Here is a 25829-nt window from a genome sequence, read left to right as displayed (position 1 = left end):
TATTCCTTACTGTGGTCCCCAGGGGAGATGTACAAAAAATTGGGTAAAGACGCCGGGTTCAGACTCTACGGCGAGCGTACCGCCGAGGTTTTCGACCTGCTGACGGGCGAGAAACAGCCCCACGCCGCGGTTTTCGCCTTTGGTTGAGTAGCCTTTATCAAAAATAGCCTGAATATGCTCAGGCGAAATGCCGGGGCCATCGTCGCTGACCTCCACGCTAAGCCAGCCGTTCTGATAGTGCATGAGCACGCTCACCTCACCATCTTCCTGCCCGCTCATCGCGTCCAGCGCGTTTTCGATTAGATTGCCGAGCGCGGTAATCAGTACGGTGACCTGCTCTTCGTGCTCGTTATCCGGCACCATGCAGTCGTCAGAGAGCGTCAGAGTAAACCCGGCCTCTTTGGCGCGGTTCATTTTGCCCAGCAGGAAACCGGCGATCACCGGCGATTTCACCCGCAGCTGAATGGCGCCAATGTCGGTCTGATAGTTATGCGCTGTCTGCAGGACATACTCTTCGAGCTTGTCATAACGCTTCATGTGCAAAAGCCCCAGCACGACGTGGAGCTTGTTCATAAATTCGTGGGAGTGGCTGCGCAGCGCGTCAACGTAGTTCACCATGCCGTCGAGACGCTGCAGCAGTTGGCTGACTTCGGTTTTATCGCGGAAGGTGCTGATAGCGCCGATCACCGTGTTCTGATTGCGCACAGGGACGGTATTGCACAACAGCAGTCGTCCGTTGCAGCCAATTTCGCGGTCCTGCTGGGCCATCCCACTCTCCAGCACTTCCTTAAGCGGAACCAGCAGGGGAGTGCTGGCGTTATCCGCCGGAGCGGCCCCGGGAGCGGCGAACAGCATCTGCCGCGCCGCATGGTTAATCAGTGTGACCCGGCCCTCTGCATCGACCGCCATCACGCCTTCTTTCAGCGACTGCAGCATGGCCTGACGCTGCTCGAACAGGGTGGAAATTTCGTAAGGTTCAAGGCCGAATAAAATACGTTTCAGCACGCGTACCAGCACGAAAGTCCCGAGCGTACCGACCAGCGCGCTGAACAGCAGGGTCCAGAAAATGCTCCAGCGCGCACGGTCAATCTGTCCATCGACTTTGCTGAGTGAAATCCCAACGGCCACCACGCCAATCTGTTGGTGGCGAGCATCGTACACCGGGGTGAAGGCGCGTAACGCCTCGGCGAGCACCCCGTGGTTCACCGCCACGTTCTCGTGGCCTTCCAGCGCCGGGGTGATGTCATTACCGATGAACCGTTTGCCAATTTGTTGATTTTTCGGGTGTGAGAAGCGACGGCCATTCATGTCGGTGACAACCACAAACAGCAGGTCGTTGCGCTGCTGAGTCGCGAGAGCGATGGGCTGAATGATGTTGCTGTCCGGGGGCAGGGTGAGCCCGCGCTGTACCTCCGGGCTGTCCGCCAGCGTTCGGGCGATAGCCAGCGCCGTCTCCTTGACACCGTCACGCGTGGCATTGCCGAGCTGCAGAAAATAGAGCACGAATACCACCAGCAGCACGGAACCGGTAACGCAACCAACCATCAGCGTCACGGCAGTACTGAGCTTCATCGGACGCTTTTGAGGGGTCATCAGGATCTCAACGCCTTATCATAAAACGGTAATTATCGCCGATGACGAGAAATTCTTAAAGCCATGCTGAAAGTGCGTGAATAATCCGGGTTGTCCCGGCGTTTCGTGACCCCATTCGCAGGTCAATCATAAAAATAACTTTATAGTAGGGAAGAACCCATACAAAGGAGGTTGTTATGAGCATTGAGCTAACCGGTTCAGTCACGGAACGACGCAACGTCAGCACGGTTGATATCGACCGTTTGTCCACAGAAGACATGCTGGCCACCATCAATAAGGAAGATAAGCACATTGCTGACGCGGTTGCCTCCTGTCTCCCCGCTATTACCCGTTTAGTTGATAACGCTGCTGCGACGCTGAGCCGTGGCGGTCGCGTGGTGCTGGCCGGTGCGGGTATTTCAGGCCGTGCTGCGGTACTGGCCGCCAGCGAGTACGCGCCGGGCAATCATCATCAGGTGTTGGGGCTGATTGCCGGGGGACCGCAGGCGATGCTGGAAACCCTCGAAGCCGCAGAAAAAGACTACGATCTCGGTGTGCAAAACCTGAGTGAAGTGGATTTTACCGCCAACGACATGCTCATTGGGCTTAGTGTGAGCGGAAAAACGCCGTGGACGTGGGGGGCGCTGCGCCATGCCTGGTCGCTGGGCGCTCGGGTCGCGGTGATCGCGCCTGATAGCGAAAGTGAAGCGGCGCAGCTTGCAGATATTGTGGTGGCGGTGCCAGCCGGTGCGGAAGTGATTGCCGGTTACGGTAATCCGAAAGCACACCTGGCGCAGAAAATGGTCCTCAATATGCTGATGACCGGGCTTGCCATCCGCTCTGGACGGGTTTATAGCAACCTGCGGGTGGATGTGGAAGGCGACAGCATGCGCTGGCAGGAGCGGCAGATTGCCATCGTGATGGAAGCGGGCGGTTGCCAGCGGACCGAGGCGAAAAATGCGCTGGAGAGCTGCCACTACCACTGTAAAACCGCCATTCTGATGGTGCTGACCGGGCAAAACGCCTGGGAGGCCAATGCCTTACTCGCTGGGCACAACGGTTTTGTGCGCCTTGCCCTGCGTGACGCCCCGGTAATGACAAATTAATGCCGCATACTGGCGCGGTCTGCAGCGGCCGCGCCAATCATTTGACTCGCCTCCTTGCGACATTCTCCCCTAAGTGTTAAAAGGTGCCCCTTCGAAAAAAATGACAGGGGAAAGACGTGAATAACGCGTCATCAGCATCTGACCAGACGTCAGCGGATGCGTCGTCGCAAGAGCCGACGCTTCATCGTGGATTACAGAACCGCCATATTCAGCTTATCGCCCTCGGTGGCGCCATTGGTACCGGGCTTTTCCTCGGGATTGGGCCCGCTATTCAGATGGCGGGACCAGCCGTACTGCTAGGTTACGCCATCGCCGGGATCATCGCTTTCCTGATCATGCGCCTGCTGGGCGAAATGGTGGTCGAAGAGCCGGTTTCCGGGTCATTTGCCCACTTTGCTTATAAATACTGGGGCCCGTTCGCCGGCTTCCTCTCCGGCTGGAACTACTGGGTGATGTTCGTGCTGGTTGGCATGGCTGAGCTTACCGCCGCCGGGATCTACATGCAGTACTGGCTACCTGACGTCCCCACCTGGGCGTGGACCGCGATTTTCTTTGTGCTGATTAACGCCGTTAACCTGGTCAACGTGCGCCTGTATGGCGAAACCGAGTTCTGGTTTGCGCTGATTAAAGTGCTGGCGATCATCGGTATGATTGGCTTTGGCCTGTGGATGCTGTTCTCCGGCAACGGCGGCGAGCACGCCAGCGTCGACAACCTGTGGAAGTACGGTGGCTTTATGGCAACCGGCTGGCATGGGCTGATTCTTTCCCTCGCGGTTATCATGTTCTCCTTTGGCGGGCTTGAGCTGGTGGGCATTACTGCCGCTGAAGCCTGTGACCCGGAAAAATCGATTCCAAAAGCGGTAAACCAGGTGGTGTACCGTATTCTGCTGTTCTATATCGGCTCGCTGGTGGTGCTGCTGACGCTCTACCCGTGGGTAGGCGTACAGTCAGACAGCAGCCCGTTCGTGATGATTTTCCATAATCTGAACAGCAGCGTGGTGGCTTCTGCGCTGAACTTCGTCATTCTGGTGGCATCGCTGTCGGTGTATAACAGCGGCGTTTATTCCAATAGCCGTATGCTGTTTGGTCTCTCCGTACAGGGTAACGCACCGAAGTTCCTCACCCGTATCAGCCGCCGCGGCGTACCGGTAAATTCGCTGCTGCTCTCGGGGGCGATTACGTCGCTGGTGGTGCTGGTGAACTACGTGCTGCCGAAGGAGGCTTTTGGTCTGCTGATGGCGCTGGTGGTGGTGACGCTGCTGCTGAACTGGATAATGATCTGTATGGCGCACCTGAAGTTCCGCTGCGCCATGCGCCGCAAAGGTCGTGAGCCGAAGTTTAAGGCGCTGATGTCGCCTGCCAGCAACTATCTGTGCATTGCGTTTCTGCTGATGGTGCTGGGGCTGATGTGCACCATCGACAGCATGCGCACCTCGGCGATGCTGCTGCCGGTGTGGGTGCTCTTCCTCTTCGCGGCGTTCAAACTGCTGCGCCGTAAGGCCTGATGAAAACGGGCGCTTCTCGCGCCCGTTCATTTATCTTACCATACTTCCTGCCAGCGCCCGGATATCGTTGCCGGTTGGCGACTGATGGATCCGTAAACCAAACTCATCCACGACCGCGAAAATATGGTCGAAGATATCGGCCTGAATGCTCTCATATTCCGCCCATACCACGGTGTTGGTAAACGCGTAGATCTCGATCGGTAAACCGTTGTTATCCGGCGCCAGCTGGCGAACCATCAGCGTCATATCTTTACGAATACGCGGGTGGTTGCGTAAATATTCGTTCAGATAGGCGCGGAAGGTGCCCACGTTGGTCATTTTGCGCAGGTTAAGCACCGACTCGCCGAGGCCGTGCTGCGCATTCCACTGGTTAATTTCCTCGTGGCGCGAATCCATGTACGGCTTCAGCAGGCGCGCCTGAATCAGTTTCTGCTGCTCTTCGGCATCAAGAAAATGAATGCTGGTGGTATCGAGGTTAATGCTGCGCTTAATGCGGCGACCGCCGGAGGCCGACATTCCGCTCCAGTTTTTAAAGGAATCAGACACCAGCGACCAGGTGGGAATGGTGGTGATGGTGTTGTCCCAGTTGCGCACTTTGACCGTGGTCAGGCCGATATCGGTCACGGCCCCGTCAGCGCCGTACTTCGGCATTTCCAGCCAGTCGCCGAGGCGCAGCATGTCGTTTGCCGACAGCTGGATCCCCGCCACCAGCCCGAGTATAGGGTCTTTAAAGACCAGCATCAGTACCGCGGCCATCGCGCCGAGGCCGCTAATCAGAATGGTCGGTGACTGTCCCAACAGCAGCGAGATAATCAGGATCCCGACCAAAATGGCGCTCACCAGTTTGATGCCCTGGAAGATCCCCTTCAGCGGCAGCTGTGATGAGAACGTCAGCTTCTGCGACAGGTTAAACACGACGTCGAGTAACGAGAAAAACGACAGCAGCGCGTAGAGCATGATCCACAGCTGAGCGCAGGTGATAAGGATACTGGCGGCGTCACTGCCTTTTTGTAGCCACAGCATGGCCTGGATCTGGACAATAATCCCCTGCAGGGTAAAGGCCAGGCGGTGGAAGAGCTTATTCTGGGTGATAATCTGCAGCCACAGGTGCTGGCTGGCCTGAGCCCGTTTTTCGAAGGTCCGCAGCACAATCCGATGAAGTATCAGATGCACAATAATTGCGGTGAGAAAGATGATGCCAAAGATAATCGCCAGCGTACTGGTGTGATTAATTTTAATGCCGAGTGCTTCAATCGCGGATATCAATTCCTGCATAACGTCTCCTGTTCAATCAGCATTTATCATGACCGTTGAGCGCTTATTATGCAAACCAGGCCCGGGCGGGCCTGGTCAGGTGTGCTACTTCGCGGTTGCACCGATTAACACCCGGCAGTTCAGACGCTGGCGCTGCCAGAGCCCGAATCCCCCCAGCACAACCATCATTAACACCTCGACGCTGAGGAAACCGACAATCGCCTCGCGGTAGCTGCCGCCGCTGTGCTGCTCGAGGGTCAGAAACAACGTGCCTAACACCGCCGGGCCGAGCCCCAGCGAGGATTGTTGTAGAGTGCTCAGCAGCGCGCTGCCCGCACCGGCATCGCAGGCGGAGATATCGCGCATACCGATGCGATAAAAGGTGTTCACAATCAGCGCCTGGCCATAACCGACAAGCGACGTTGCAGGCACCAGCGTCAGGGTGGAGGTATGCCGGCCGTAATACCAGAACGTAAGCATCAGAAGCAGCAGGCCGCTGATTTGTACCGTAATGCCGGTCAGCAAAATGCGCCCCATGCTGTAGCGTGCGATCAGACGCGGGGCGTACAGCGCAGAGACAAAATAAGCCACGCCAAGGGCGATGAAGCTATTGCCGGATTGCCACGGAGCCATCCCGAGACCAGCCTGCATGGTCAGCGCCATACAGAACATAAATCCAGACCAGGCGCTGAAAAATAGCAGCGCAATCACCGTTCCGATACGTACGCTGTTCATGCGCAGCAGGCGAGGCGGCAGCAGCGGCTGTTCGCCACGCTGTTCTTTACGTTGGGCGCTCGCCCACATCAGCACCAGCAGCGGTGCGGTTGCTGCCAGCATCAGCTGCAGCGTCAGCGGCCAGTGCATCTCCGGGCCCAGCGCCAGAGGAAACAGCAGGCAGCAAAGAAGGGCCGCCAGCAACAACGTTCCCTGCCAGTCAATACGCGCCGGTGTCTCCCGGCGCGTTTCCGGCACATAGCGGCGGCTTAGTGCCAGCACCAACAGGCAAATAGGCACGTTGATAAAAAAGGCGTTACGCCAGCCGAGGCCACCGATATCCGCTGATACCAGCCAGCCGCCGCCCATCTGCCCCACGATAAACGCGATGCCGCCGATACCGCCGTACAGGCTGATGGCGCGGGCATGAGCGCTCCCCCGCAGGGTGACGTGCAGGGTGGCGAGTATTTGCGGCACGATGAGCGCTGCACCTGCGCCCTGCAGCGTGCGGGCAGCCAGCAGCTCGTTCACGCTTCCCGCCATCCCGCAGAGCAGCGAAGCAATACCGAACAGCGCTACGCCCCACATAAACAGGCGACGACGGCCAAAGTTATCGCCAAGTTTGCTGCCCATCGCCAGGCATACGGCGAAGGCGACCCCGTAGAGGGCGACAATCAGCTCCAGTTGTGTGGCAGAGGTGTGTAGTGACAGGGTAATGGAGTCCAGTGCGACGTTGGTGATTGAGGTATCGATAAGCGGCAACATCTGCCCGCTGAGCAACAGCAGCAGGCCCGCTTTTCCGGGAGAAACAAGGGGTGAAACAGCAGATGAATTCATGTTAGCTCCATTGCGTCATTCTGATAATGGACGTAGCATCGCTGAACTATAAAACGGGTACCAGTTCCTGCTTATACTGGTACTGGCACTACTATGCTGGGGGGAGCCGATGAGCATAATGATCCCAACGGAGCCGCACACAACGGCACAGGACGATCGCCGAAAACAGTTAGGGGCATTTTTACGCGCCCGGCGTGAGAGCCTCGACCCGCAGCGCCTCGGGCTACCGCGCAGCGGGCGTCGTCGCACGCCGGGACTGCGGCGGGAAGAGGTCGCGTTTCTTGCCGATGTCGGCGTGACCTGGTACACCTGGCTTGAGCAGGGCAGAGAAGTGAATCCGTCGGCGGCGGTGATGGAGGCGGTGGCGGCGGCGCTGAAGTGCAGCCCGCTGGAGACTCGCCACCTGTTCGTGCTGGCGGGTTTGCCCCCGGTGGAGTCGCTCAACGTGCCGCAGTGCGAAGGTATCAGCGCCGGTACCCGGCGCATGCTCGACAGCCTGATGCCACAGCCGGCGAGTATCCAGAAACCTAATTTTGATATCGTGGCGTGGAACGACAGTTTTTGTCATCTGATGGGCGTTGATTTCAGTACGTTGCCGGAAGAAGACCGCAACTGCATCTATCTTTATCTTACTCACCCGGCATGGCGTAGCCGCCTGGAGAACCGCGACGTGCTGCCGACCTTCGTCTCTTACTTTCGCGCGGCGATGGCGGAGCATCGCGGAGACGCGGCGTGGGAAAACCAGCTGGCGCGCTTTTTTGCCGCCTCTGCTGAGTTTGAAGCGCTGTGGCATCAGCGTTATGAGGTGCGTGGCGTAGAAAACCAGATCAAAACCTTTAATCATCCGCAGCTTGGCGTATTCAACCTGCAGCAGATGTACTGGTATTCCGCACCGCGAAACGGTTCGCGGCTGCTGGTCTATTTACCGGTGGATGATGCCGGAGAGAACGCGCTTGCGTGGCTGGCGCAGCAGGCTCAATAACTTATTGTGACACAGGGAATCAGGATGATCGTTACCCGTAAGCAGGACCGCATTATCCGTCGCGCGCTCGACGAATGGGAACAACAGGGGCAACTGACCGCCGAGGATAAGCAACGGTTGGCCGGTTCACTACACCCGGCAACGTTCGACTGGCAGCGCCTGAGCAAATACGCCTTCTGGACGGCGCTCGCCTGCCTGCTGATAGCGCTGGCAAGCCTGTTTGCCGACAGTGAACTGATGGCCTGGTTTATCGGCCTGTTCTACTCCACCGATCTCGCGCGGATTGGCGTTCCGTTGCTGCTGGCGGTGGGTTGCTACGTCTGGGGATTCCGCCGTCAGCGGCGAGAAACGCAGTGGCACTACAGTACGGAAGCTATCCTGTTTCTCGGCGTTGTGTTTACGGCGGTAATGCTCTGGCAGGTGGGGGAAAAGCTCGATAACGGCAGCGGTCATGTCGCGCCGCTGTTTCTGCTGGGCTGCGCCATCTATGGTCTTATCGGCTTTTTTGGCCGTTCCGGGCTGGTATGGCTGTTCTTTCTGCTCTCGCTGGGCAACTGGTTTGGTGCCGAAACGGGGTATATGTCGGGCTGGGGAGCCTACTGGCTTGGGATGAACTACCCGATTCGCTTCGTGCTGTTTGGCGCCGTGCTGCTGCTGGCCTGCTACCTGCTGAAAGGCTGGTTGCAACAACGCAGGTTGTTCACCGTCAGTAAAGCGATGGGGCTGACCTGGCTCTTTATCGCCCTGTGGATCATGTCGATTTTTGGCAACTATGATATCGATAGCTGGAGCGCGGTCACCCGCGACGCGCTGCTGCCGTGGGCGCTGCTGTTTGCCGTAGCGGCAGGGATTTGTCTGTGGATTAGCTTCAAAACCGACGACGGGATGCTGCGCGGTTTCGGTCTGACTTTCCTTGCCATCAACCTCTATACCCGCTTCTTTGAATACTTCTGGGATAGCCTGCACAAGGTGCTGTTCTTCCTGATCCTCGCCGTTTCGCTGGCAGTGCTGGGCCGCTATGCGGAGAAAATCTGGCATGCGGGGGAGAAAAGGGGCTAAGGATGTTGGCCCGGAAAGTCGTTTTCCGGGCCTGTGAGGATTAAACTTCAGTCAGCGTGACGCTTTGTGGCAGACGAGATTTCGGCAGTGCGGCGTTGAAATCTTCCACGCTGTGGTGTCCCACCGGAACGATAACCACGCTGGTGAAGCCTTTTGCTTTCAGACCGAACTCTTCATCCAGCACGGCGGCGTCGAAACCTTCAATTGGCACGGCGTCCAGACCCATTGCTGCCACACCGAGCAGGAAGTTACCCACGTTCAGGTAGACCTGTTTTGCCATCCAGTGCCCGTCATCTTTTAAATCTTTACGATGCAGATCGGCAAAGAAGGTGCGGCCCTTATGGTTGCCCGCTTTTGCTTCCGGGGTGGCGAAACGACCATCGCGGTCTTCCTGGTCGACCACCAGCTCAAGCCAGGCGTCGTCCATCGCGGTTTTAGCCGCAAACACCACCACGTGAGAAGCATCAAGAATTTTACGCTCGTTGAAGGAGAAACCACCGGCGGCGGCTTTGGCCACGCGCGCTTTACCGGCGTCTGTGCTCGCCACGATAAAATGCCACGGCTGCGAGTTGGTGCTGGACGGGCTGTATTGCAGCAGGGTCTTCAGGTTTTTTTCCTGCTCAGCAGTCAGTTTTTTGCTCGGATCGAAAGCCTTAGTCGAGTGGCGTTTCAGGGCAACAGACACGATATCCATAACGATTCCTCAATATTTTGTGCACCCGGGGTGCGATTCGTTTACGCAGATTACAGGGCGAAGGGGGGCATGATAAGGGGCAAAAAAACGATAACACTTATCGTTTTACCAACAAAATCAGCCCGGGCGTAGCCGTTTCTGATCTTTTTTTGGCAGTTTATCCACGACCAGATGCCAGGAGTCGGCGATCAGTTCGGCGAGCAGATCTTCGCTGATATCTTCCCCCGGCGTCACCGTTATCCAGTGCTTTTTGTTCATGTGATAGCCGGGTTCGATACTGCGGTAGATCTGCTGGTTAAGCAGGGATTTTTGCGGGTCGGCTTTGAGATTAATCAGCGTACGCCCGCGGACGGTCATCGTCAGCATGAAGATGCGGTTGCAGACTTTAAACACGTCATACTCCGGCCCGAACGGCCAGCAGTGCTCGGTGAAGGGATGCTCCAGTGCCAGGCGGTGGGCGATAGCGTGGAAGGTGCTGGCCTCCATCAGGGATTCTCCTCTGCCAGCGCCAGCCACATGGTCTCAAAACCGACGGCGATAAAATCATCGGCGCGCTGCGGCTCGTTGCTCGCGTATTCAATGGTGGCTTCCGCAAGAGCCAGAAACAGCGCATCGCCAAAGGCCTGATACTCTGCCGTCAAGAACAGTGGGCGCACCGAACGCTCACAGAGCTGGTGCAGCTCCGGGAACATGCTATTTACCTGCTCTTTGGTGTCTTCGGTGATTTTTTCACTGAGCGCCATGCGGCGGATCGCCTTATGGCGCATGGGGTTGCGGATCCCCCAGTCGATGTAGCTGTTCCAGATATTGCGGGTATGCTCTTTTGAGCTGGTGGCGTTAGGATCGAGACGCGAAAGCATCGCCTCAATCAAATCGGCTTTGATATGCAGATAAAGTACGTTCAGCAGGTCGTCTTTGGTGGCGAAATAGCGAAACAGGGTGCCTTCGGCCACGCCAGCGCCGCGGGCGATGGTCGCGGTTGAGGCCGCAATCCCTGACTGGGCAAACGCGGCGGTAGCCGCCTCCAGCAATGCTTGTTTTTTATCTTCACTTTTCGGACGAGCCACTACACTTTACCTCTCTGACGCCTAAACCCCAGATTGAAACATGCAGGATACTTACACTTCAACGGGGAATGTCAAAAATTGAAAATCGGCTTGACGACTTTCGCTCTCTTTCTATAATGAGTGCTTACTCACTCATAATCAAGTCTTACTCAGACGTTCCAGGTGGATGGAACGGTTTTTGCTGGTCGGGAAATGAAGCGACACTATTTCAGCGTGGTTGTACTCATGTTAATTGCATCTGCAACGAGTTTACCGTTTGTGCTTAATCCCGGTTTCGGGCAAGCGCCGCAGGGCGCGCAGCGTGGGGCGATAGAGAGCTCGCCGCACTACCGTGACGGCCAGTTTCAAAATCAGTTACCCACCCCCGGCTTTACCAGCGATAAAAACATGCTGGCGGCCTGGTGGGAGTTTTTGACCGCAAAACGTGAGAACGCACGCCCGGCGCAGCCGCTGCCAATGGTGAAAACCGATCTTGCCAGCCTGCCGCGTGAGCGAGAGGTGATGATCTGGCTCGGCCACTCCTCCTGGTATTTGCAGCTGTCGGGGCAGCGCATCCTGATAGATCCCGTGTTCAGCGATTACGCCGCGCCGTTCAGTTTTCTGAATAAAGCTTTTGCCGGAGAGTATCCGTGGAAAGCGCAGGATATGCCGGAGATAGACCTGCTGATTATCTCCCATGACCATTACGACCATCTTGATTACGCCACGATCAAGGCGCTGATGCCGAAGGTGCGCCGGGTGATTACGCCGCTGGGCGTGGGTTCGCACCTGCGTTACTGGGGTATGGACGGCAGCATTATTAGTGAGGCGGACTGGAACCAGCACATCACGGTGACGAATAACCTGACGGTGCACGTGCTGCCCGCCCGCCACTTCTCCGGGCGTGGGCTCAAGCGCAACCAGACCCTGTGGGGCAGCTTTATGTTTGTTACCCCGGAGCAAAATATTTACTACAGCGGTGACAGCGGCTATGGCCCGCACTTTAAGGCCATCGGTGAGCAGTTTGGCAAAGTCGACCTGGCGATTATGGAAAACGGGCAGTACGACCAGGACTGGAAGTACATCCACATGATGCCGGAAGAGACGGCGCAGGCGGCGGTTGATCTCAATGCAGAAGCGGTACTGCCGGGGCACTCCGGGCGTTTTGTGCTGGCAAAACATACCTGGGACGATCCGTGGAAGCGCTTGACCGCTGCGAGTCAGGACAAGCACTACCGTTTACTGACCCCCGTTCAGGGAGAACCGGTAAACCTTCACGACCGTAGCCAGCAATTTCAAGCGTGGTGGGAGTAATCCACCCCGTTTTTTAGCAGAGGGGAGAGCAGTATGACCATTTCCACTCAGGTGATTGAAACCATCGTTGAATGGATAGACGACAACTTGCATCAGCCATTGCGTATTGACGATATTGCGCGTCATGCGGGTTACTCAAAATGGCATCTACAACGGCTGTTTTTGCAGCATAAAGGCGAAAGCCTGGGGCGCTATATTCGTGAACGTAAACTGCAGTCGGCGGCACGCGATCTCCGCGACACTGACCAGAAGGTGTACGACATTTGCCTGAAATACGGGTTTGACTCCCAGCAGACCTTTACCCGCATTTTCACCCGCGCTTACAAACAGCCGCCGGGTGCCTGGCGTAAAGCTCATCACGGCAACGCCCATTAATCTACACCCCTTTCTCACCTGGAAGGGGTGGCTTCTCTGTATCGAAAATATCTCCTGACACCAGGGGGAGCGTGAGCCTTGCCTGTAATCCAGAGGCAAAATGTACCGAGCGGGTAAGGGTGATACTGCCGCCGAGGCGCTGCACGCAGGTCTTTACAATCGATAATCCAAGACCGGACCCCGGTTGTTGCGTGCCTTCCAGCCGGTAGAAGGCGTCAAACACCCGTTCGAGCTTGTTCTCATCAATCCCTGGACCATTATCCTCAACCTCAATGACCATTTTGTTCCCGTCCTGCGTCAGCCGCAAATCGACCTGCCCGTTTTCCGGGACATAGCGCACGGCATTCTCCACCAGGTTTTTTAACGCCGTGTAGAGGGTGTTTCGATCGGTCAGGAGTTGCGTATTTACCGGTAGCGGCTCGACCACGCCAATATCAATATGCTTATCCGCTGCCAGCGGCAACAGGGCTTCGATAACCTGCCTGAATAGCGCATCGATCGCGACGTTTTCTCTGAGTGACTCCGCTGGGGTTTGCTGCTCTCTGGCCAGCGCCAGCAGTTGTTCAAGCAGATGATGTGTACGCTTTAACCCCTGACGCAGCGCACTCAAGCGGCTCTGCGCTTCGCTGGACATTTCCGAGGCTGCCAGTCGTTCGGCCTGCAGAGAAAGCGCGGTCAGCGGCGTGCGCAGCTCGTGGGCTGCATCGGCAATAAACCGTTGCTGGTTCTGCATCGCCACATCGACTTTGTTGAGGAGATTATTGATACCGTTGACGAAAGGACGGATCTCCTCCGGAACGCCCTGTGCTTCCAGCGGCGTCAGACATTGCTCATCCCGGCGATGCACATCGTTTGCCAGGCGAACGACCGGGCGAAAGGTTTTTCTGATAAGGTCGTGGGTGACCAGCAGCAGGATGGGCAGCAAAATAGCGAAAGGAATAAGCGTGAGGAGCGCGCTGTTCAGGGCAATTTCATTTCTCACGCTGGTCGGTTGAGCAATCGCAACCCAACGCTGCGTGGTGAGCGGATGCACCAGCACCCGCCAGGCGCCGTCGGCGGTTACAATATCCTGAAAACCTTCTTTGAACGGCGGGCGCAGGTGGAAGATGTTGTTTGCCACCGGCGTCTGTTGAACCTGTGTGGTGAGGTACTCCACGATTATCCGGGCGTCGTTATCGCCTTCCGGTCGCGGGCTTACGCTATGTTGAGCGCCATCGTTGCCTGCGGAAGAGGTTACCAATGTGGCCAACTGCACCAGGGTGTTGTCCTGCAGCTCATGGGCTTCATCGAGCGCAAAGTAGAACGTGAACCCGCCTGAAATAAGGGCTGTTGCGAAGATGGCGACGCACAACGCGGCGGATAAGCGCCGCTGTACCGAGTGGGTTACCCGTTTTTTGAGACCTGCCATCCGACTCCCCTGATGTTTTTAATGGCTTCGCGGCCCAGTTTCTTTCTCAGGGCATGAATAAGAAACTCGACGGCGTTGCTTTCGACCTCTTCGCCCCAGCCGTAAATGCTGTCTTCCAGCTCCCGGCGTGAGAAGATCCCTCCAGGACGCATCATCAGCGCCGCGAGCAGGGCGTATTCCCGGCTCGATAAGACAAAGCACGCTTTGCTGGCGACAAGGCACACTTCATGGGTGGCGGGATCCAGCGTCATCATGCCATTGCTCATCACCGGCGAGCGGCTCCCCGTCTGGCGGCGGATGACCGCCCGGATCCGCGCCAGCAGTTCACTCATTTCGAAAGGTTTGAGAATGTAGTCATCCGCGCCGCCATCCAGCCCTTTCAGCCGATCGGGCAGCGCATCGCGGGCGGTGAGAATTAATACCGGTACGTTGGCATTTTTTTGCCGCACACCGCTCAGTACGGCAAAACCGTCTTTATCCGGTAAACCGAGGTCGAGCAGCACCGCATCGTAGGGCTGAGCGGCAAAACCGCTCAGGGCATCGTTGCCGTTTTTCACCCAGTCTACGGCGTAGGCGGCGTCTTTCAGCGAGCTTTCCAGCACTTCGCCAACCATTACATCGTCTTCAACCAGCAGTATTCTCATGGATTAGGGCTCAAGCGAATCGATTTTCATCCGGTATGTAAGGTAGCCAATCAGACTAATGATAGCCAGCAGGAACAGGACGCTGGTCCCCGTTGTGCCAAGCCCAATGCCACCGTTGGCCGGAGGCTGTGACAGCAGGTCACCACAGGAAGCGCCAAACGGGCGCGTCAGGATGTAGACAATCCAGAAACACAGCACGCTGTCGGCGCGAAACAGATAATAGCTGGTGGCGGTCATCAGGATCATCGTGCCGAACATCACTGCCGCGTTCAGATAGCCGAGGCCCAGTCCTTCCGCCGCCCAGTCGCCTGCGGCGGTGCCGAGCGAAAAGGTCACCAGAATGGCGGTCCAGTAAAACGCCTCACGTTTAAAGGTGTTGATACTGTGGATGGATAAGGTTTTCTCTTTGACATACCAGATGCCGAAGACCACCAGCAGCAGAGCGGTAAAAACGAGGGTCGAGAGCGCGAGCGGTGCGCCGAAATGGTCCGTCAGGTTATCGGTGACCAGCGTACCAAACACGCTGATTAACAGCACCGTCGACCAGTAGAGCACCGGAATGTAGCGATCGGAGCGCATCTGGAAAAACAGCACCACCACAAACAGCAGGCCAGTAAACAGCGACGTATTGGTCAGCCCCCAGCCCAGATTGCCATTCAGAAAGTCGGCGGCGGTTTCCCCGACGGTGGTGGACATCATTTTAATCAGCCAGAAGAGAAGGGTGACTTCCGGGACTTTGTTCATTGAAAACGATGAGGGGGTGTTAAGTGTGGAAAGCATGATTCCTGCCTCAGGCATCTCTGTGCCGGTAAACTCAGGTAAGTAACGCCAGAAGCGTCGTTGAGGTGGTTGAGTTTACCGGTGAAAACTTAGAGATGACTTAGGCGGCGTCGGAGAGCGAAAACCAGCGTCTCCAGATATAGCGAATGACAAAATACTCCACCACGCCCAGCAGTAAAAACCACAGACAAAACAGCAGAGTGTACAGCTGATTGAGATCCATCAGGTGGAACTGCACCACCAGCTTTTGCGCCAGCACCAGCCCGAGAGAAGGGGCCGGCAACAGCAGGCAGGAAAGAAAGGCCAGCAGCAAGATACCGGCGGCGGTCATCAGCGATTCCAGCGGGTGTTTCATCAGAGGTTAATTATCCGTTAAAGAAAACTCATGCTGCGTAATGTACCGCATAACGCAGCAGAAGTTGAGATTAGCCCATCCGGTGTTCCCCTCGCACCAAAGCCGGGCGGTCGAAAAAGCGCTGGATCACGCCTTCTGCCATAAAGGCAGCGCGGTCCGACATATGGGCGATAACGTCGGCATCGTGGCTCACCAGCAGATAGGTCATGCCGTGCTCCTGCTTGAGTTTATTCAGCAGGTTAAGGATTTCAGCCTGTACCGACATATCCAGCGCCGAGGTGGGCTCATCAAGCAGCAGGAGCTGCGGGCGCAACAGTAGCGCCCGGGCAATAGCGACACGCTGACGCTGACCCCCGGAAAGCTGGTGCGGGTAGCGCTCTTTGGCGTCGGCAGGCAGGCCCACTTCTTCCAGCGCCGTTGCCACACGCCTATCAAGGTGAGTTTCGCCCTGAATGTGCAGCGGCTCGGCGAGCGTGCGGTACAGCGTATGGTTAGGATGCAAAGAGGCGTAGGGATCCTGAAACACCATCTGCACATTTCGCCGCAGCGCCCCCTGAAAACGGGCGCCGGGGACAATCGCCGATCCCAGCAGCGACACGTCGCCCTGCCACTCCCGCTGTAACCCGGCCAGCACCCGTAAAATGGTGGATTTACCGCAGCCCGACTCGCCTATCAGGCTGAAGGTTTCCCCGGCCTGCACGCTGAGCGTGGCATTTTTCACCGCAACTTTGTCGACGAAGCGGACCTGAAGCGCGTTGATATCAACGATGGTCATGCGGTTTCTCCGTGAAGCTCAGACTACGGTCAAGAGTAGGAAGCGATGTACCCCAGGTGCTGGCGCTGGGACGGCAGTTCCACAGCGTTTGGGTGTAGGGATGCGTCGCGTGCGCCAGCGCATGTGCCGGCATTTCGTCAACCTTTTCCCCCTGGTACATCACCAGCACGCGGTGGCAGTGCTCCGCTACCAGCGGCAGGTCGTGGCTTATCAGCAGCATCGCCATTTGACGCAGTTCGCACTGTTCAACCAGCAGTTCGAGGATCTGGTTACGCAGGCGGGCGTCGAGCGCCGAGGTGGGTTCATCGGCAATCAGCACCTGCGGATCGTTGATGAGGGCGATGGCAATCATCACCCGCTGGCCCATCCCGCCGGAAAGTTCGCCGGGGTAACGCTGCAATACCCGGGGATCGAGACCCACGGCGGCAATAGCCTGCTGGATTTTCTCTTCGCGCTGGGCGCGGTTCAGGCGCTGATGAAGGGTTAACGCTTCGCTGATTTGTGCGTGAATACTTTTCACCGGGTTCAGCGCGTAGCGTGGATCCTGCAGCACCATCGCGATACCGTTGCCGCGCAGCCGCTGCCAGTCGCGCCCGCTGAGCGTCAGGAGGTCGTTATCCAGCACCTGCAGCGTTTCGGCGCTGACCACACCGGGTTTACGTACCAGCCCCATCAGGGCTCTGGCGGTCATCGATTTACCGGAGCCAGATTCGCCCACCAGCGCCAGGCGTTCGGTGCCAAGGGTAAAGCTGAGGTGGTTAACCACTCGGGCACCGGGATAGTCAATATTCAGCCCCTGAACGGAAAGCCGTGGTTCAGTCATGTTGTGGCTCCAGAACGTCGCGCAGGCCATCGCCCAGCAGATTAAAAGCCAGGCTTGCGAGCAAAATAGCACCGCCAGGGATGGCGGCAACCCACCACTGATCGAAGATTACCTGCATACCGTCGGCAATCATGGCCCCCCATTCCGCCATCGGCGGGCGGGCACCGAGCCCGAGGAAGCCAAGTCCGGCGGCGGCGAGGATAATGCCGGCCAGATCGAGCGCCAGGCGGACAATCGCCGAGGGCAGACACAGCGGTAAAATGTGGCCCACCAGCAGGCGCCAGCCCCGGATACCCATCATCTCGGCCGCCGCGAGATAGTCGCTATGGCGCAGGCGCTGGATCTCGCTGCGTGCCTGGCGGGCGTAGGCGGGCCAGGTGGTGAGCGCCAGTGCCAGCGCGCCGTTGACCAGCCCCGGACCCAGCATCGCGACAAAGGCGAAGGCGAGGATGAGGCGCGGCATCGACATCACTACGTCGGTAAAACGCATCAGGATCCGCTCCAGCCAGCCGCCGTAGTAGCCGGAAAGAATGCCCACCAGCAGTCCGACGGGCAGGGTGATTATTGTCACCAGCGCCACCAGACCCAGTGCCGGACGGGTGCCGTACAGCAGGCGTGATAGCAGATCGCGCCCGTAGCTGTCGGTCCCGAGCCAGTGCTGAGCATCAGGTGCCTGCAGGCGCGCGGCGGCGTCCTGCCAGTTGGGATCCTGTGGCGCAAGCCACGGCGCAAAAAGGGCGATTGCCAGCAGCAGCCCGACCAGAATCAGCCCGCAAAAGGCAGCAGGAGAGCGGCGCAGGCGCTGTAAAAATAATGATACCGGCATCAGCGCACCCTCGGGTCGGTCAGCTTCACCAGCAGATCGGTGAGATTATTGATAAGCACAAAGCAGACGCCTATCAGCAGCGTTCCACCCATAATGGCGGTAGTGTCCCCGGCGAACAGCGCCGTGGTGAGGTAGCGGCCAATGCCCGGCCAGGAGAAGACGGTCTCGGTCAGCACCGCGCCCTCCAGCATGCCGGTCCAGGAGAGGGCGATCACCGTCAGCAGTGTGCCGCGAATATTGGGCAGGACGTGGCGCAGCAGGATCGTCATTTCCCCGGCCCCTTTGGCGCGTGCCAGCAAGATGTACTCTTTATTCATCTCACTCAGGCAGGCGGAGCGGGTGAGGCGGGTAATGCTCGCAAGGGCATAGTAGGCCAGCAGCAGCACCGGTAGCACCAGGTGGCTGAGGGCGTTTTTGAACGCCTCGTGGTCGCCAGAAAGCCAGGTATCGATAAGGACAAAGCCGGTTTTTGCCTCGACGGTGAACTGATAGATATCGTCGAGTCGCCCTGGCCCCGCGCTCCACTGCAGCTTCGCGTAGAACAGCGCCAGCATCAGCAGTCCGAGCCAGAAAACAGGCACTGAGTTGCCGAGCAGAGTAAAGGTGCGCACCGCAAGATCCAGCGGTGAGCCAACATAGCGGGCGCAGAGCACCCCGGCTATTACCCCTGAAAATGCGCCAATGACTAACGCCAGCGTCGCCAGCTCAAGAGTGGCGGGGAAGGCCGCCAGCAGATCGTGCAACACCGGCTGCCCGGTGGCGCTGGCGATGCCCAGATCGCCGTGGGCCAGATTCTGCAGATAGTGCCAGAACTGGACGGGCAGCGAACGGTCAAGGCCAAGCTGGTGACGAACCTGATCGTAAGTCGACTGACTGGCGTGATCGCCGACTATCTGCAACACCCGGTCGACCGGGGAGAGCGCGGAGAGCGCAAACGTGACGAGCAGCAGCCCGAAAAGCGTTAGCAACAGGGTCAACAGACCCTGCAGCACGCGCGTCACATGGGTGGAAAACTGTGGCATTGGGGATCTCTTGTTGCCCGATTACTTCGTCACTTTGTCATACCAGACCATGTCGGCGTTCAGCCCCTGCTGATAACCCTTCACCGCATTACGCACGACTATCTGGGTTTTGCCCTGGTCGATGAAGACGTACGGTGAACTGCGCTGTAGTTCTTCCTGCATTTTCTTGTACAGGTCCAGTCGTTTGGCCGGATCCGGCTCGGCGACGGCGGCGAGCGTCTGCTGGTTCAGCTCGGGAATTTTCCAGCCGTTAAGTCCGGCTACGGTGCTGGATTTTCCGTCGTTCCACGCAAAAGCGCTGGCGTTTGAGTGGGCATCGAAGTAGTCCGGGATCCACAGACGAATTGCCGCCTGATGCTGCTTCGCACGTACGCGGGCATACACCTGGCTACCGGCGGCCGGGAGTAAGTCGACCTTCACGCCGCCCTGGGCAAAACTGGCCTGCATCGACTGGGCGATGGTGATAAACGGCGGTTTGTTTTCCACATCGAGAGTGAAGTGGGCGTCTTTAATCCCGGCTTTTTCCAGAATCGCTTTCGCTTTTTGCGGATCGAACTTGAACGGATTGTTATCAAGCGCGCCCGGTAAACCAACCGGCAGGAAGCTCTGGTGCACAAAGTACTGACCCTTCAGCAGGTCTTTGGTGATGCCTTCGTAGTCTACCAGCCAGCGTGCGGCTTCCCAGAATGCCGGGTTGTTCAGGAGTGGGTTAGCGCTGTTGGCGGTGTTAAACGCCAGATAATTTTGCTCGGCGGAAGGAATGCTCAGCACTTTTACGCCAGGCTTGTTTTGCAGTGCCGCAATCTGATCGGCACCTAAATCGCGCGCGACATCGGCGTCACCCTGCTGGATAAGCAGGCGGCGGGAGGCCGGATCCGGCACGTTTTTGATGATGATATTTTTAAGTTTCGGTGCACCACCGGGGGCGGATTCGTTGGCGTCGAGCACAATCGCCTGGTGCGGCTGATACACGCGCATTTTGAACGCGCCGCTGCCGGCGGAGTGCATCTTAAGCCAGCTATTACCGAAGTCGTCGCCCTTCACGTTGGCGCTGACCAGCTTCTCATCGACGATAGAGGCAATGGGGGTTGAGAGAATGTTCAGCGCCACCGCCGGGCTGACGTCGGCGGTCCAGTGCAGCTGTAGCGTATGGTCGTCGATTTTCTTCAACTGACCGTCGATGTTGTCCGGCTGCCAGCCGAGCACGTTAAGGATAAACGCCGGTGATTTATTGAGCTTCACCGCGCGTTGGTAAGAGAAAATGACGTCTTCCGGACGCAGCGGGTTGCCGGAGGCGAATTTAGCCTCTCCCCGGAGCTTCACGGTCAGGGTTTTGGCGGCCGGATCGGCCTGCCAGCTTTCAGCCAGCACCGGGGTGATTTTTTCCGGGTTGTCGCGATCGGGTTGTACCAGGCGCTGATACAGGCTCGGGACGGTCTGAATACTGGAGAGTTCGTTTGCCTCCGCCGGGTCAAGGCTGACGATATCGTCAAGACCCTGGGCAACGACCAGCGTATTCGGGGGCGTTGCGGCCCAGGATGGGGCCGACAGCGCGGCCAATACCACGATAGATAACAGTTTTTTAGCCATGAGCAATCCCTGAAAAATGATATTGTGTGATTATTATGCTTTGCTACGTTAGGGCTCGATTGAAAATCCGTAAAGTCATAATTCAGAAATGCTTATGCGATAAATGCATAACCAAGAAGTAGAAAGCATGAGTCGCCAGATATCTCTTTAAAAGGAGCACTATGTGACGGAAATAAATGAATATGGTCAGGAGGTTGGCACCCCGTTGCCACAATGGCAGGGGGCTGAGCAGTTGCGTCGAAAGACGCTGACGGGCCGCTATTGTCGGCTGGAAACGCTGTGTGCCCAGACGCATGCCGCAGATTTGTATGATGCCTACGCACAGGCTGAGGATGAGCGTGACTGGACGTGGCTTGCAAGCCGGCGCCCGCAATCGGTCGCGGACACTCAGACCTGGCTGTTACTGAAAACCGCCGACCCTTCTCTGGTGCCGTTTGCGGTGATCGATAGCCGTAGCGACAGGGCGGTAGGGCTGGTGTGTCTGATGGCTATCGATCGCGCCAACGGCACGGTGGAAATCGGCCACGTGACCTGGTCGCCGCGAATGAAAAATAGCGTACTGGGTACGGAAACCGTCTGGCTATTACTACGCGAAGCCTTTGCCTGCGGCTACCGGCGCGTGGAGTGGAAATGTGATTCGCTCAATACCGCCTCAAGACGAGCGGCAGAGCGTCTTGGTTTCACTTTTGAGGGGCGTTTTCGCCAGAAGATCGTGCGTAAAGGACGTAACCGTGACAGCGACTGGCTCTCCATCATTGATGGTGAATGGCCCGAGCGTGATGCGGTGCTTCAGGCCTGGCTGGAAGCGAATAATTTTACCTCAGAGGGTCAACAGCGGCGCTCGATGCATGACGTGCGCCAGGCTTTAAGCGCTACGCCGCGCACAGCAGAGTAAGTACCCGCTCCGCCTCAGCCTGCCAGTGCAGCGTGAAGGCGGTGCCTTTGGGGAAGCCCGCCAGCGGCTCGGTGAGCGCCAGAGTCATGGTGAGAGGCGTCAGCGCGACCACCTCGGCGCAGGTAAAATCCAGCAGTTGGTTGACCCGGTAATGCAGCGCCTTGTACAGACTCTCTTTCGCGCTGAAAGCCAGCGTGACGGCGGTGGCGAAGGGGAGTGAGTGCAGACGCTGGCGTTCCGCGTCATTGATAACGGTTTGCCAGCACTCACTTGCTATTGATTCCTCCATGATATTTTCGATATCAATGCCGACCAGCGCCCGGTCGTTATTCACCACGACGGCGACCGCCAGACTCGCGCTATGGCTAATACTCCCGCGAACCTCACGTGGCCAGAGTGGTTCACGCTGCGGCCCGATGCCCGGAATATCGACGCGCCCGGTAAGCGCCTTCAGCGCATGGGCTGCGGCAATACGCCCGGCCAGATGTTCGGCTTTGCGTTTGATGGCGGCGTGGCTGAGCTGTGCGTGGTGCGGAAGCCACAGTAAGTCGTGCTCAAGAAAGGTGGCGGCATCGAATTCCAGTTGATGAACTTCGGCACCGGCGAGGCAAAACGTGGTGTGCTGATTTTGCATGAAGCGTCTCACAGGCCCCCTCCTCGCGGAGAGGGCTGGATTAACAATTAATAACGTATCAGAAGTGCGTGTTCACACTCATAAACCAGGTACGGCCGGATTCATTATAGGTTTCTGCACCCGCACCGTACATATAGCCGGTGTTGCCGCCGGTGGTCTGGGCATTACCTGCACGCCAGTGGCGTTTATCGAAGAGGTTGTCCACACCCGCCGTCAGGCTGACGTTTTTGGTGGCATCCCAGGTGGCGCTCAGACCAACAATGCTGTACGGGCTGACTTCGTTTGTCTCGCTGCCGGTGGCCGGTTCACCCTTGTAGTTGTACTTCTTCGGCTGCTGTTTGCCGTACCAGGTGAAGGTGGACTGCACGGAGAGATCCTGCTGGATCTGCCAGCTCAGCGTCGAGTTCAGCGTGTACTCCGGAATGATGGAGAGACGATCGCCGGTCTCTTTGTTTTTGCTCTGCAGCATGTAAGTGACGTTGTTGGTCCAGCTGACGGTCTCGCTGACCGGTACGTTCAGCGTCCCTTCCAGTCCCTCTACCACCGCTTTAGGCACGTTTTCCCACTGGTAGATATCCGTTTTCGTGGTGCCTTTGGCGGTCTGACCGATTGGCGCATAGCCCGCTTCAATCTTGTTGCGGTAGTCGTTACGGAACCAGGTGATACCGGCTAACCAGCCATCACGTTTGAATTCCAGGCCAATCTCTTTGTTGATGCTGTTTTCGGCCTTGAGGTCGTCGTTACCCATCATGTAGCAGCCGACGCCGTTACCGCTGGCGTAGCAGCCCTGGCCTTTGCTGTAGAGGATATAGTTCGGGTTGGTCTGATACAGGCTGGGTGCTTTATAGGCGCGGGCGATACCCATTTTCAGCGTGAAGTCGTCACCTAAGCCCTGAGACAGGTTCAGCGCCGGGCTCCAGTTGTTGCCCACGATGCTGTGATGGTCAAAGCGCAGCGCCGGGGTCAGCATGGTGGAGTCGGTGACTTCCATGTTGTCTTCCGCGAACAGCGAGAAGATCTCGGCCTGGGAATACGGACTGCGTCCGGTGCTGCTGGAGTTCGGAATATCGCCACCCATGAAGGTCTGGGTGTTGGAGGACATATCCTTCATGCGCTGCTGGTTCCACTCGCTGCCGAGGGTCAGGTTCTGATTTATTACGAAATCGAGGGGCAGGTTGACCTCGCTGTGCAGCATCAGATCGGAGAGATCGATATCTGAGAAGCTGTTGCTGCTGAAGATCCCCTCGGTGCCGCCAGCCAGGCCTTCGCCTTTACGCGAGTTACGCGTGCGCTCGTATTGCACCCAGTTGCTGGTGGTGACGCCGCTGTCCCAGCCGCCGTTCCAGGTCATGGAGTAGTTCTGGCGGTACAGGCGGTTAGTCTCTTTACCGTAGTTCTCTTTCACCAGATCGTTGGAGTTGGTGTTCTGGGTATCGCCAGAGTAGAGGTTGCCCTGGCGGCTGTAGCCCGCCTGCATTTCAAGAGACTGCATCGGCGCAAAGTCCCAGTGCAGTACCCCGTTAATATTCTTGTTGGTGACCCCTTCACGCCCGGCTGGCAGGGTATCGGCGTAGATACCGGTACGTTCTGACTGATGGCCCTGGTTGATATCCCAGGCATCGGCCTGCGTTTTATCAAGGTTGCCGTAGAGGTTAAAGCTAAAGCCTTCGCCCATCGGGCCGCTCAGGCTGAAGTTGGTACGCTTGGTGGAACCTTCGTCTTTGTGCTCCGGGGCGTTGAAGTAGGTATTCCACGAGCCGTGCCACTGGCCATCACTTTTCTTGGTGATGATATTCACCACACCACCGGCGGCACCGTTACCGTAGCGGGCTGCTGCCGGGCCACGAATCACTTCAATGCGTTCAATCATTTCTGGCGGTACCCAGCCGGTATCACCGCGGGTGTCACGCTCGCCACGCCAGCCGAGGCGGATAGAGTTGCGGCTGGTGACCGGTTTTCCGTCAACCAGAATCAGCGTGTTTTCCGGGCCCATGCCACGGATATCGATCTGGCGGTTGTTGCCGCGCTGGCCGCTGGTGGAGTTACCGGTCAGGTTCACGCCGGGCATGGTGCGGATAATTTCCGAGATATCGCGAGCGGGCGGATTTTTACGGATTTCATCGGCGGTGATCGTCGACACGCCTGGCGCCTGCAAGTTCTGCTCGGCGGCGGTCACGACCATGGTTTCTTCTGCATGCAGTGGTAATGCAACCCCGTAAATTCCCAGAGAGACCAGAACGGCCAGGGATGTGATTTTGTTATTCATTGTGTGTCCTGCTGTGAAAGTTCTTAATAAAAAAACGCGCGGCATAACGCTATTGCAAATGCAAATAGTTATCAATAATATTATCAATATATTTTGCGTTGTAACACAAAACGCATTGCAAACATGGGGTTAATGTGTCTGAGTTGTTAACGACGGGTAGCGAAGCCTGGTGGGAAAGCAAAAAAGGACCGCAATGGCAGCCGGAAGGGGATGACTATCGGGTCACGTTCTGGTGGCGCGATCCTGCGGGTAGCGAGCAGACTTCCGCTATTCAGCGGGTGTGGATTTACATCACCGGCGTCACCGACCATCACCAGGGCGCCACCCCGCAAACCCTTGAACGCCTGCCCGGAACTGACGTCTGGCAGTGGCAAACTCTGCTGCCTGGCACCTGGCGCGGCACCTACTGCTTTATCCCCTCCGTGCGCGACGACGATTTTCCCTCTGAAGCCTTTAGCCCTACTCCCGAGCGCGGGGCGCTACGCAGCGGCTGGGCGAAACTGCTGCCGCAGGCGATTGCCGACCCGCGTAATCCGCAGGGCTGGAGAGGGGGGCGCGGACATGGCGTATCGGCACTTGAGATGCCTCAGGCCCCGGTACAGCCCGGCTGGAATACCCCCGCAGAGTGCTTTACGCCGCCGGTTAACCTGACCTGGCGCAGCACACGCCTGAACAACATCCGACGGGTATGGGTGTACAGCACCGGCAGGAGTGATGACGCCAGTCGACCGCTGGCAGTCCTGCTGGACGGGCAATTCTGGGCCGAGAGCCAGCCGCTCTGGCCGGTGCTCGCCGGACTCACCGCGCAGGGGAAATTACCCCCGGCGGTGTACGTACTGATTGATGCCATTGATATCGCCACCCGTGGGCGAGAACTTAGCTGCAAAGATGATTTCTGGCAGGCGGTGCAGCAGGAGCTGTTGCCTCAGGTGCAGTGCATCGCGCCGTTCAGCGACAGGCCCGAGCGCACCGTGGTGGCCGGGCAAAGTTTTGGTGGTCTGGCGGCCATGTACGCCGGACTGAAATGGCCGCAGCGCTTTGGCTGCGTGCTGAGCCAGTCCGGCTCGTTCTGGTGGCCGCATCGTCACGAACAGCAGGAAGGCGTGGTGCTCGAAAAACTCAAACATGGCGAACTCTCGCCGCAGGGTTTGCGGATCTGGCTTGAGGCCGGGAAGCGTGAACCGGTTATCTATCGCGCCAATCAGGCGCTGTTATCGCAACTGCAAAAAACGCCGCAGCCGGTTTTCTGGCAGCCATTTGATGGCGGGCACGACGCGCTGTGCTGGCGAGGCGGGCTGACGGCCGGGCTGATGGCACTCTGGCAGCCGGTTATTCAGGCAGGGATATAAAAGG

Annotated in this window: 25 protein-coding genes; 8 read left to right on the top strand and 17 right to left on the bottom strand. The window is 57.6% G+C overall.

Annotation, left to right across the window (positions count from 1 at the left end):
* Nucleotides 1–6: 6 nt before the first annotated feature.
* Nucleotides 7–1593 carry a sensor histidine kinase gene (locus tag C7387_RS11110; RefSeq protein WP_006818940.1) on the bottom strand — a complete coding sequence of 529 codons (1587 nt, stop codon included), beginning with the start codon at nucleotides 1591–1593 and terminating at the stop codon, nucleotides 7–9.
* A gap of 176 nt (nucleotides 1594–1769) precedes the next feature.
* On the opposite strand from C7387_RS11110, the gene C7387_RS11105 reads away from it, so the two are divergent.
* Together C7387_RS11105 and pheP are read left to right on the top strand one after the other, a co-directional pair.
* Entirely contained in the window at nucleotides 1770–2678 is a 909-nt protein-coding gene (locus C7387_RS11105; RefSeq protein ID WP_120816666.1) for an N-acetylmuramic acid 6-phosphate etherase, read from the top strand.
* 116 nt (nucleotides 2679–2794) lie between these two features.
* A complete protein-coding gene (gene pheP, locus C7387_RS11100) occupies nucleotides 2795–4183 on the top strand; it encodes a phenylalanine transporter (protein ID WP_120816665.1) in 1389 nt (462 codons plus the stop codon).
* A gap of 30 nt (nucleotides 4184–4213) precedes the next feature.
* Here pheP and C7387_RS11095 read toward each other — a convergent pair whose 3' ends face one another.
* A complete protein-coding gene (locus C7387_RS11095; RefSeq protein WP_006818943.1) occupies nucleotides 4214–5458 on the bottom strand; it encodes a mechanosensitive ion channel family protein in 1245 nt (414 codons plus the stop codon).
* A gap of 84 nt (nucleotides 5459–5542) precedes the next feature.
* Complete coding sequence (locus C7387_RS11090; protein ID WP_120816664.1) at nucleotides 5543–6988, bottom strand: MFS transporter; 1446 nt, start codon at nucleotides 6986–6988, stop codon at nucleotides 5543–5545.
* 109 nt (nucleotides 6989–7097) lie between these two features.
* Between C7387_RS11090 and C7387_RS11085 the strand changes: the two genes are divergently transcribed.
* Together C7387_RS11085 and C7387_RS11080 are read left to right on the top strand one after the other, a co-directional pair.
* Nucleotides 7098–7970: a helix-turn-helix transcriptional regulator gene (locus C7387_RS11085; RefSeq protein WP_038254630.1), complete on the top strand. Its 873-nt coding sequence runs from the start codon at nucleotides 7098–7100 to the stop codon at nucleotides 7968–7970.
* A 24-nt stretch (nucleotides 7971–7994) separates the two neighbouring features.
* Nucleotides 7995–9029, top strand: coding sequence for a DUF2157 domain-containing protein (locus tag C7387_RS11080; protein ID WP_120816663.1), 1035 nt, complete (start codon nucleotides 7995–7997; stop codon nucleotides 9027–9029).
* 40 nt (nucleotides 9030–9069) lie between these two features.
* Here the strand turns inward: C7387_RS11080 and nfsB are convergent, their stop codons facing one another.
* The 3 genes from nfsB to C7387_RS11065 form a co-directional block, all read right to left on the bottom strand.
* Complete coding sequence (gene nfsB, locus C7387_RS11075) at nucleotides 9070–9723, bottom strand: oxygen-insensitive NAD(P)H nitroreductase (protein WP_006818949.1); 654 nt, start codon at nucleotides 9721–9723, stop codon at nucleotides 9070–9072.
* A gap of 117 nt (nucleotides 9724–9840) precedes the next feature.
* On the bottom strand, nucleotides 9841–10209 hold the full coding sequence (locus C7387_RS11070; protein ID WP_038254638.1) for an MmcQ/YjbR family DNA-binding protein: 369 nt from the start codon (nucleotides 10207–10209) through the stop codon (nucleotides 9841–9843).
* Entirely contained in the window at nucleotides 10209–10790 is a 582-nt protein-coding gene (locus tag C7387_RS11065) for a TetR/AcrR family transcriptional regulator (protein ID WP_006818951.1), read from the bottom strand. The genes C7387_RS11070 and C7387_RS11065 overlap by 1 nt, the downstream gene beginning before the upstream one ends.
* Nucleotides 10791–10982: 192 nt before the next feature.
* On the opposite strand from C7387_RS11065, the gene C7387_RS11060 reads away from it, so the two are divergent.
* Nucleotides 10983–12083: an MBL fold metallo-hydrolase gene (locus C7387_RS11060; RefSeq protein ID WP_120816662.1), complete on the top strand. Its 1101-nt coding sequence runs from the start codon at nucleotides 10983–10985 to the stop codon at nucleotides 12081–12083.
* Between the two features lie 33 nt (nucleotides 12084–12116).
* Nucleotides 12117–12458, top strand: a complete 342-nt coding sequence (locus C7387_RS11055; RefSeq protein WP_038254648.1) for a RamA family antibiotic efflux transcriptional regulator — start codon at nucleotides 12117–12119, stop codon at nucleotides 12456–12458.
* Nucleotide 12459: 1 nt separating this feature from the next.
* Here the strand turns inward: C7387_RS11055 and C7387_RS11050 are convergent, their stop codons facing one another.
* The 9 genes from C7387_RS11050 to C7387_RS11010 all read right to left on the bottom strand — a co-directional run bounded on the left by C7387_RS11050 (nucleotide 12460) and on the right by C7387_RS11010 (nucleotide 20681).
* A complete protein-coding gene (locus C7387_RS11050) occupies nucleotides 12460–13866 on the bottom strand; it encodes a sensor histidine kinase (protein WP_120816661.1) in 1407 nt (468 codons plus the stop codon).
* Nucleotides 13842–14510, bottom strand: coding sequence for a response regulator (locus tag C7387_RS11045; protein WP_038254655.1), 669 nt, complete (start codon nucleotides 14508–14510; stop codon nucleotides 13842–13844). Before C7387_RS11045 ends, C7387_RS11050 begins: the two co-directional genes overlap by 25 nt.
* Nucleotides 14511–14513: 3 nt before the next feature.
* Nucleotides 14514–15290: a COG4705 family protein gene (locus C7387_RS11040; protein WP_120816660.1), complete on the bottom strand. Its 777-nt coding sequence runs from the start codon at nucleotides 15288–15290 to the stop codon at nucleotides 14514–14516.
* A gap of 100 nt (nucleotides 15291–15390) precedes the next feature.
* Nucleotides 15391–15645, bottom strand: coding sequence for a DUF1158 domain-containing protein (locus C7387_RS11035; protein ID WP_006818957.1), 255 nt, complete (start codon nucleotides 15643–15645; stop codon nucleotides 15391–15393).
* Between the two features lie 70 nt (nucleotides 15646–15715).
* Nucleotides 15716–16420: an ABC transporter ATP-binding protein gene (locus tag C7387_RS11030; protein WP_120816659.1), complete on the bottom strand. Its 705-nt coding sequence runs from the start codon at nucleotides 16418–16420 to the stop codon at nucleotides 15716–15718.
* Nucleotides 16407–17243, bottom strand: coding sequence for an ABC transporter ATP-binding protein (locus tag C7387_RS11025; RefSeq protein WP_038254664.1), 837 nt, complete (start codon nucleotides 17241–17243; stop codon nucleotides 16407–16409). The genes C7387_RS11030 and C7387_RS11025 overlap by 14 nt, the downstream gene beginning before the upstream one ends.
* Entirely contained in the window at nucleotides 17236–18069 is an 834-nt protein-coding gene (locus tag C7387_RS11020; RefSeq protein WP_006818960.1) for an ABC transporter permease, read from the bottom strand. Before C7387_RS11020 ends, C7387_RS11025 begins: the two co-directional genes overlap by 8 nt.
* On the bottom strand, nucleotides 18069–19091 hold the full coding sequence (locus C7387_RS11015) for an ABC transporter permease (RefSeq protein ID WP_120816658.1): 1023 nt from the start codon (nucleotides 19089–19091) through the stop codon (nucleotides 18069–18071). The genes C7387_RS11020 and C7387_RS11015 overlap by 1 nt, the downstream gene beginning before the upstream one ends.
* A gap of 21 nt (nucleotides 19092–19112) precedes the next feature.
* Nucleotides 19113–20681: an ABC transporter substrate-binding protein gene (locus C7387_RS11010; protein WP_120816657.1), complete on the bottom strand. Its 1569-nt coding sequence runs from the start codon at nucleotides 20679–20681 to the stop codon at nucleotides 19113–19115.
* A 163-nt stretch (nucleotides 20682–20844) separates the two neighbouring features.
* On the opposite strand from C7387_RS11010, the gene C7387_RS11005 reads away from it, so the two are divergent.
* Nucleotides 20845–21576 (top strand): GNAT family N-acetyltransferase, encoded by a 732-nt coding sequence (locus C7387_RS11005; protein WP_006818963.1) that lies wholly within the window; start codon nucleotides 20845–20847, stop codon nucleotides 21574–21576.
* Here the strand turns inward: C7387_RS11005 and entD are convergent.
* On the bottom strand, nucleotides 21554–22210 hold the full coding sequence (gene entD / locus C7387_RS11000) for an enterobactin synthase subunit EntD (protein ID WP_120816656.1): 657 nt from the start codon (nucleotides 22208–22210) through the stop codon (nucleotides 21554–21556). The genes C7387_RS11005 and entD overlap by 23 nt on opposite strands.
* Nucleotides 22211–22268: 58 nt before the next feature.
* A complete protein-coding gene (locus tag C7387_RS10995) occupies nucleotides 22269–24476 on the bottom strand; it encodes a TonB-dependent siderophore receptor (protein WP_006818965.1) in 2208 nt (735 codons plus the stop codon).
* Nucleotides 24477–24610: 134 nt separating this feature from the next.
* Here C7387_RS10995 and fes point away from each other — a divergent pair, with 134 nt between their 5' ends.
* Nucleotides 24611–25825 (top strand): enterochelin esterase, encoded by a 1215-nt coding sequence (fes, locus tag C7387_RS10985; protein WP_120816654.1) that lies wholly within the window; start codon nucleotides 24611–24613, stop codon nucleotides 25823–25825.
* Nucleotides 25826–25829 lie beyond the last annotated feature (4 nt).

Origin of the sequence: Yokenella regensburgei, assembly GCF_003634235.1 — a bacterium.
Taxonomy (GTDB): Bacteria; Pseudomonadota; Gammaproteobacteria; order Enterobacterales; family Enterobacteriaceae; genus Yokenella; species Yokenella regensburgei.
The sequence above is the reverse complement of the archived record's forward strand: the minus strand, read 5'-3'. Positions and strand labels throughout refer to the sequence as shown.